This is a genomic window from Streptomyces sp. NPDC037401 (assembly GCF_055602345.1).
Map to the genome: position 1 here is coordinate 219,966 of NZ_JBVJWO010000008.1, position 7,728 is coordinate 227,693.

The 7,728-nt window shown below is 69.0% G+C and carries 8 protein-coding genes; 6 read left to right on the plus strand and 2 right to left on the minus strand.

Annotated elements, in window-relative coordinates:
• The first annotated feature begins 168 nt into the window (after nucleotides 1-168).
• The 4 genes from ACZ7H1_RS10705 to ACZ7H1_RS10720 all read left to right on the plus strand — a co-directional run bounded on the left by ACZ7H1_RS10705 (nucleotide 169) and on the right by ACZ7H1_RS10720 (nucleotide 2,743).
• Entirely contained in the window at nucleotides 169-1,206 is a 1,038-nt protein-coding gene (locus tag ACZ7H1_RS10705) for a sporulation protein (RefSeq protein ID WP_470785489.1), read from the plus strand.
• 103 nt (nucleotides 1,207-1,309) lie between these two features.
• Nucleotides 1,310-1,765, plus strand: a complete 456-nt coding sequence (locus ACZ7H1_RS10710) for a tellurite resistance TerB family protein (RefSeq protein ID WP_470785490.1) — start codon at nucleotides 1,310-1,312, stop codon at nucleotides 1,763-1,765.
• 100 nt (nucleotides 1,766-1,865) lie between these two features.
• On the plus strand, nucleotides 1,866-2,129 hold the full coding sequence (locus ACZ7H1_RS10715) for a GlsB/YeaQ/YmgE family stress response membrane protein (protein WP_470785492.1): 264 nt from the start codon (nucleotides 1,866-1,868) through the stop codon (nucleotides 2,127-2,129).
• A gap of 59 nt (nucleotides 2,130-2,188) precedes the next feature.
• Entirely contained in the window at nucleotides 2,189-2,743 is a 555-nt protein-coding gene (locus tag ACZ7H1_RS10720; protein WP_470785493.1) for a LysM peptidoglycan-binding domain-containing protein, read from the plus strand.
• Between the two features lie 200 nt (nucleotides 2,744-2,943).
• Here the strand turns inward: ACZ7H1_RS10720 and ACZ7H1_RS10725 are convergent, their stop codons facing one another.
• The gene (locus ACZ7H1_RS10725) at nucleotides 2,944-3,198 is read right to left on the minus strand and encodes a hypothetical protein (protein ID WP_470785495.1); all 255 of its coding nucleotides are present in this window, start codon (nucleotides 3,196-3,198) and stop codon (nucleotides 2,944-2,946) included.
• Nucleotides 3,199-3,382: 184 nt separating this feature from the next.
• Nucleotides 3,383-4,822, minus strand: a complete 1,440-nt coding sequence (locus ACZ7H1_RS10730; RefSeq protein ID WP_470785496.1) for a SulP family inorganic anion transporter — start codon at nucleotides 4,820-4,822, stop codon at nucleotides 3,383-3,385.
• A 401-nt stretch (nucleotides 4,823-5,223) separates the two neighbouring features.
• On the opposite strand from ACZ7H1_RS10730, the gene ACZ7H1_RS10735 reads away from it, so the two are divergent.
• Nucleotides 5,224-6,603 (plus strand): hemolysin family protein, encoded by a 1,380-nt coding sequence (locus tag ACZ7H1_RS10735; protein WP_470785498.1) that lies wholly within the window; start codon nucleotides 5,224-5,226, stop codon nucleotides 6,601-6,603.
• Nucleotides 6,600-7,619 carry a hemolysin family protein gene (locus tag ACZ7H1_RS10740; protein WP_470785500.1) on the plus strand — a complete coding sequence of 340 codons (1,020 nt, stop codon included), beginning with the start codon at nucleotides 6,600-6,602 and terminating at the stop codon, nucleotides 7,617-7,619. The genes ACZ7H1_RS10735 and ACZ7H1_RS10740 overlap by 4 nt, the downstream gene beginning before the upstream one ends.
• Nucleotides 7,620-7,728: the final 109 nt, after the last annotated feature.

A 7,728-nucleotide genomic window follows, 5' to 3' on the forward strand; every position in this document is an offset into this window, starting at 1 on the left:
CGCCGTTCGTAGTTCCCACAGACTTGAGGCATGGGTTTGGGGAGCGTGCTCGGGCCGCTTGGAACACTCCCCCCGAGGGGGGGGGGGGGGGGGGGGGGGCCCCCCCCGCCCCCCCCCCCCCGCACTTTCGGGAACCAACACGTACAACATGAAGGAGTGAACGCCACGATGGTGTTCAAGCGACTGCTCGGCTCGCTCGGCGTGGGCGGCCCGGCTGTGGACACGGTCCTGGACCCGATCGCAGCCGTTCCCGGCGGAACCCTCAGCGGGCAGGTCAACCTCAAGGGTGGCAACGCGGACTTCACGATCGACCACATCACCCTGGAGCTGATCGCCCGGGTCGAGGCCGAACACGACCACGGCGAGTCCGAGGGCGTGGTCGTCTTCGACCGGTTCACCGTCGGCGGTGGCTTCCGCCTGGCTGAGGGCGAGCACCGCAGCATCCCCTTCGCCGTGCACTTGCCGTGGGAAACCCCGATCAGCACTCTGCATGGACAGCCGCTCGGAATCGTCCTGGGTGTGCGGACCGAGCTCGGCGTTGCCGGCGCCAAGGACAAGGGCGACCTCGACCCGCTCACGGTCGGCACCCTGCCGCTCCAAGAATCGATCCTGGAGGCCTTCGGGCAGCTCGGCTTCGGCTTCAAGTCCGCAGACCTCGAGTACGGACACATCGGCGGCACCGGTCAGCAGCTGCCGTTCTACCAGGAGATCGAGCTCACCCCCGCCCCGCAGTATGCGCACCGGGTCAACGAGATCGAAGTGACCTTCCTTGCCAATCCCGGCGGCATGGAGATCGTGTTGGAGGCCGACAAGCGCGGCGGACTGTTCTCGGGCAGCCACGACGTCCTGGGTCGGCATACGGTCAGCCATGAGGGTGCAACCCACCGGGACTGGAATGCGGTTGTCGGTTCCTGGATCACCCAGCTCCTGGACGCCCACTCGGCCCGTACCGCCCACCACCCGCACGGACACGGCGACGTCCATGGTGCTCACGCCCACAAGGACGAGCACGGCCACCACGGGCACGACAGCCACCACAGCGGCCACCGCTCCGGCCCAGGCATGGGCACCGTGGTCGCCGCCGGCGCCGCGGGACTGGCCGTCGGCGTGGTCGGCGGCATGGTCGCCGCCGAAGTCGTCGACGAGATCGGCGACTTCTTCGAAGGCGACGACGAGGAAGGCGACGGCGACAGCGAGGAGACGTAGATGCTCCTCCACCCACCGACTTCTACATTGGTGTAGAAATGGGGTGTCCGGGCCGGCCCGTCCGTCCCCGGCCCGGACACCCCTACGACCTAGTGGAGTTGGCATGGCCCTGTGGGACCGTCTCAAGGAATCCGCCCAGCAGATGCAGACGCAGCTGGACGCGAAGAAGAACGACCTCAAGTCCGGCGCGTTCCGCGACGCGTCCATGGCGATGTGCGCCCTGGTCGCCGCCGCCGACGGCACCGTCGACCCCTCCGAGCGGCAGCGGGTCGCCCAGCTGATCGCCACCAACGATGTACTGCGCAACTTCGACGCGGCCGACCTGCAGCGGCGCTTCGAGGACAACTTGAACAAGTTGACCGCCGACTTCGCCTTCGGCAAGGTCTCCGTGATGCAGGAGATCGCCAAGGCGAAGAAGAAGCCTGCCGAGGCACGCGCGGTCATTCAGATCGGCATCGTCATCGGGGGCGCCGACGGCGACTTCGACAAGACCGAACAGGCCGTCGTCCGTGAAGCCTGCTACACCCTCGACCTGCCCCCGCATGAGTTCGACCTGTAGCACCTGACGCTACGGACGGGGATACGCAGCGAGGTCCATGTGACTGGGCCGGTGGTGTGCGCCAGCCCACCACTCGGAGAAGTGAAGGGAACGGGCGGGTATGGAGATTTCCGGTGTGATCAGCGCGGTCGTGATCGGCGTCGTCATCGGCACGTTGGGACGGCTTGTCCTGCCGGGCCGCCAGCGTATCGGTCTGCTGTGGACGATCGCGGTCGGCATCGCCGCCGCCTTCGTTGGCACCGGCATCGCAGCGGCCCTCGGGGTCGCGGACACCAAGGGCGTCGACTGGATCGAGTGGCTCATCCAGATCGCCCTCGCAGCCGCCGGTGTGACAGCCCTGGAACGCTTCAAGGCCCGCCGCTGAGCTCCTCCACGTCCTCGATGCGCAATGAAGCCAATCCCCTTCTTCGAAAGGAACGTCCCGTGAGTGACACCCTGTACCCGGGTGATGAAATCGGTCTCGGTCAGTCCCTTCAGGGCGGCGCCTACATCCTGACGCTGCAGAGCGACGGCAACTTGGTGCTCTCTGAGCCGAGCGGCAGTGTCGTGTGGGCGACCGACACCCACGAGCAGGGAGTCCAGCGAGCCGTCCTCCAGGACGACGGCAACTTCGTGCTCTACAGCGACTACGGCCCGGTGTGGGCCACCGACACCAACGGCGCGGACGCCAGCATGCTGGTCGTACAGGCGGACCGCAACGTGGTGCTGTACGCCGTGGACGGCAGTCCGCTGTGGGCGTCGGACACCAACACCGACCATCCGATCGCCGCCGAGGAGCCGACTGAGGCCCCGGCCGCCGAAGAGGCATCCCCGTTCGTCCCGGAGCCGCGCACCTACACCGTCGAACCCGGCGACACCCTGTGGGACATCGCCGAACGCTTCTACGGCGACGGCAACCGCTACCACGACATCGCCGCCGCCAGCGGCATCGACAACCCGGACCTGGTGGACGCCGGCCAGGTGCTGACGATTCCGTAATCCCAGCCGCGACGACGTAGGACCCGACCTCAACGATGCTGCTGGTCGACCCGGGTCCTGCGTATCGACGGCCTGTGCGACCCCGAGGGGTAGTGCAGGCCGTCGTCGGATCTGGCCGAGGTCCCGGAGGGACTCGGACCCAACGGTCGGCTGGTCGAGTAGCACAGAGGACTTCCCCGCGTTCGACCCGATGCGTTCGCTCACGCGCTGGTCGTCCGGCCTGTCCGCCGCAGCAGTAGCTTTTGCAGCATGAACGCGCCCATCAGGAGACCGCCCGGCAGGCCCTGGTCCACGATGCCCGCATTCTGGGCGGCCAGATAGCTGCCGCCTGCTGCGGCTGTGGCCCAGCAGGCGGCCTCACGCCATGCCCATCGCCAGGCAGCGCGGGCGGAGGTGACTGCCGCAGCGATGGACAAGACGCTCAGGAAGACCGATCCGGTCCAGTGGCCAGGCATGATCAGATGGTTTCACGCCCGTGGCGTCCCCGGCTGCCCGCCCCCAGAACGGCCCGGGGATCACGAACGACTTCCGAGAGGGCGCTTAACCCTCATTAGGCAGTCTGTGCCTTGCCACCCGGCACCCCGGGCGGCGAGGCACAGCCCCCAGCGCCGGTATGCGCCGGAGCTTGCAGTGTCCGGTCTACGCGGAAGTGGCGGGCGGTATCTTCACCCTCACCGTTTCGATGCCTTCGTTGTTGTGCTGTCGGGCCCAGCTGGTGAGGGCGGTGTGACAGGCGTGGTCGAGGTGTCGAAGCCTGGACAGGTCGAGTTCGATGGGCCGGTCGGTCGGCAGCGCCTCCAGTGTGTCCAGGATTCTGGGCAGCCGCAGGAAGGTGGCGTTGCCGGTCAGGCGGACGCGGATGCGATGGGCGTGCGTGTGGTCGACGTCCAGGTGGATGCCGGAGGTTTCCCAGGCCGACTTCGCCACCGCCATCAGCAGGCCGAGGAGGACGCCCTCGAACATGTCGGTCGCCACGATGGCGATCGCGGTCACCGCCAGGACGACTGCCTCGCCGCGGTGTTCGCGCCACAGTGGCCCGAACTCCTTTACGGGTATCAGTTTCGCGCCTGCGTGGATCAGCACGCCGGCGAGCGCCGCGACCGGGATGACGCTGAGCACCGCAGGGAACAGGGCGGCGAACAACAGCAGCCACACCCCGTGCAGTACGCGAGAAAGCCGAGTGCGGGCGCCTGCCTGGACGTTGGCGGCGCTGCGCACGATCACCGCGGTCATCGGGAGAGCGCCGAGCAGCCCGCATACGGTGTTCCCCGCGCCTTGCGCCATCAGTTCCTTGTCGTAGTGGGTGCGCGGCCCGTCGTGCATGCGGTCCACCGCTGCCGCGCTGAAGAGGGACTCCGCGGAGGCGATGAGGGTGAACGCCATCACCGTGCCGAGCACGGCGATGTCCGCGAGCCGCAGCAGGTCGTCGGGGCCGGTCGGCTGCAGCGACTCGACCAGGCCCTGCACGTCCACCGTGGCCACGGGCAGACCGAGCACGGCTACGGCGGCGATGGCAAGCGCGATGGCGGCAAGCGGCGCAGGCAGCAGCCGCGGCAGCCGTCCCGGAACCCGCTTCCACCACACCAGCACCGCGATCGTCACAGCCCCCACCGCGAACGCCGAGCGGGCGGAGGGGGCAGAGAGGAGCTCACCCGCCAGACGGGGAATGCCCCCGATCTTCTCCAGTGCGCTGCTCGGGGCGGCCAGATCGACCAGGGTGTAGGCCTGGCCGAGGATCAGGAGGAGCCCGATCCCGGCGAGCATTCCTTGGACCACCGCGACGGAGATCGCTCTGAACCAGCCCCCGCACCGCGCGGCCCCCAAGGCCAGCTGGAGCACGCCGGAGGAGAGAACGATCACCCCGAGTGCGGCGAGGCCGTGCGCGTCGACGGCCTCGTAGACGAGCACCGTCAGGCCCGCCGCGGGGCCGCTGACCTGAAGTGAGCTGCCGGGCAGCACTCCGACGACCAGGCCTCCCACGATGCCGGTGACAAGTCCCAGCTCAGCCGGCACACCCGAGGCGACGGCCACCCCCACGCACAAGGGCACGGCGACGAGGAAGACGACGAGCGAAGCCATCACATCACTGCGGACAACCCCGGCGCGCGGGATGGCGGGAAGGGAGAACAACATCTGTCCCTCACGGTGGATGGTCAGGTCGATGTGCGCCCGGGCGAACGGCCGCCCCGACCCGGTGCCCCTGTGCCGGGGTGGCGGCCTGGAACCCGCGGACCTACCCTCGCGTTATCTACAGACATGTAGAAGCATAGAGTTCCCTCACCAGGTTGCTGCGTTCCATTGGCCGCGCCGGGGAGGAAACGTCCGAAATGATGAGCCTGTCGGCGTATTCCTTGCAGTACCGCCAGGCTCGCGTGAAGGAGAAGATCGTTGTCCGCCTCTTCGACGGACCCCTCGGGACACCGTCACCGACCACCCCGTCCCATCCCGACTGATAGCGGCACGCTGCCCGGCGGTGTCAGGTGAGCGCCGTACTCGGTCTGCTGGCCGTCCTCGTCCTGACCGTCGGCACGGGGTACTTCGTGGCTCAGGAGTTCGCCTACGTCGCCGCCGACCGGCTCAGTCTGGCCCGCGAGGCGGCAGCGGGCGACAAGCGCGCGGCTCGCGCGGTGAAGGTCCTGGAGCGACTGTCGTTCATGCTCTCCGGTGCCCAGCTGGGTATCACTGTCACCGGTCTGGTCGTCGGCTTCCTCGCTGAACCCGCCCTGGCCGAGCTCCTGCGCCCGATGCTGACCGGTGTCGGGATCCCTGATGGCGCGGTGAGCGGGATCGCGCTGATCCTGGCGTTCGCCCTGGCCACGGTGATCCAGATGGTGCTGGGCGAGCTGGCGCCGAAGAACCTCGCCCTGGCCATTCCCGACCGGCTCGCCAAGTCGCTCGGCGCTTCCACCCTGGCCTACTTGAAGGTCGCAGGCCCCCTGATCAGGGTCTTCGACGCCTCGGCGAACAGGATCCTGCGCCGGATCGGCATCGAACCGGTGGAGGAACTGCACCATGGAGCGACGCTGGAAGAACTCGGTCACCTGATCGGCGAGTCCCACGATCACGGTCAGCTGCCTAGGGCCACAGCAGACCTGCTGGAGAGCGCGCTGGAGTTCTCCGAACGCCGCCTGGCCGAGGTCATGGTGCCCCGGGTGGACGTCGACACCATCCCGGAAGCCGCCTCGGTCGAAGATGTGGCCTTGCTGATCGCCCGGCGTGGCCACTCCCACTACCCCGTCATCGGACGGCGCACCGATGACGTCGTGGGTGTCGTCGGGGTCCGCGAGCTCATGCCGCTGTCCGCGGATGACCTCGCGCGGCAGAGCGCCAAGGCTCTGGCTCGTCCTGCGCTGTTCCTGCCCGACAGTCTCCCCCTGCCCGGTGCGATCGAGCAGATGGAAGCTGCGGGTGAGGAGTTCGCCGTGGTCCTGGACGAGCACGGCGGGCTGGCCGGGATCGTCACCTTCGAGGACATCGCCGAAGAACTCGTCGGGGAGATCGCCGATGAGAGCGACCGTATCGTTCCGCTCGCCGTACGGGAGGGGGATGGCTGGCTGGTGGATGCGGGCCGCCGTATCGACGAAGCCGCCGAGGCCACCGGGATCGCGCTGCCGGAGGACGACGAGGATTTCGAGACCGTCGCGGGCCTGGTCATCGACCGGCTCGGGCGCCTGCCCGTGATCGGCGACCAGCTCACCGTGCACCTGCCTGACGGGGGCCGGGCCAAGATCGAGGTCATAGAAGTGGACCGGCACGTGCCCGAACGGATCCGGCTGAGCCATCTGCCCGACCAGGAGGACACCGACGAGAACACCCGGCAGGCTCCCCCTGCCGACCGCAGTGAGGAGCGGCCCGCATGAATCCGCTGATGGCCGCCTTCGTCACCGTCCTGCTTCTGATCGGCAGCGGCTTCTTCGTCGCCGCCGAGTTCGCCCTCGTCGCAGCCAAACACCACCGGATGGAGCAGGCAGCCGCCCAGGGCCGGCGCGGCGCACGCGCGGCGCTCGCCGGCATGCGTGAGCTGTCCCTGATGCTGGCCGGCGCCCAACTCGGCATCACCATGTGCACCCTGGGCCTGGGCATCGTCTCCAAACCCGCCCTCTCCCAGCAGATCGACCCCCTGCTCCTCAAGCTGGGCCTGCCCGCCGGGCTGAGCTACGGCATCGCTTTCGCCCTAGCCATGGCAGTCGTCGTCTTCCTGCACATGGTCCTGGGCGAGATGGCACCCAAATCCTGGGCGATCGCTCATCCCGAGAGCTCGGCGATGCTCCTCGCACCGCCCTTCCGCGCCCTGATCCGCCTGGTTCGGCCCCTGATCTGGGTCCTCAACCAGGTCAGCAACGCACTGGTCCGGCTGTGCCGGGTCACCCCCCGCGAGGAACTCACCTCCGTCCACAACCGCGAACAGCTCACTCACCTGGTCGCCGAATCCCAGCGACTCGGACTCATCAGTTCAGGGGACTCCACCCTGATCACCCGCTCCCTGACCGAACCCCAAGCGCCCATCGGCGCCCTGAAAGTCCCCGCCGACCAGATCGCGCAGGTGCCCGCGGATGCGGACGCCGATGCGATCCTGACCGCGGCCACCGCGGCGGACCGCACCCGGCTCCTGGTCCGGGACGGGGACCAAGTCCTCGGATCGGTACATGCGCGCGATGCTCTCGCCGCACGCGTCCAGGGCCGCCCGGTCACGGCCGGTGAGCTCGCCCGCCTGGTGCCCGACCTCACTCAGGACACCACCGTCGCCCAGGCCGTCGAGGCACTGCGGCGCCACCGCGCCTCGATCGCCGTCGTACGCGACACCAGCGGCAGGCTGACCGGCCTGGTCAGCCTGGACGACCTGATCGCCCGGCTCCTGGGACCGCAGAGGGCCTGACCGGAGTCGGGGGGGGGGGGGGGGGGGGGGGGGGGGGGGGGGGGCGGAGGGGGGGGGGGGGGGGGGGGGGGGGGGGGGGGGGGGGGGGGGGGGTTGCGGGGAGGTCAGC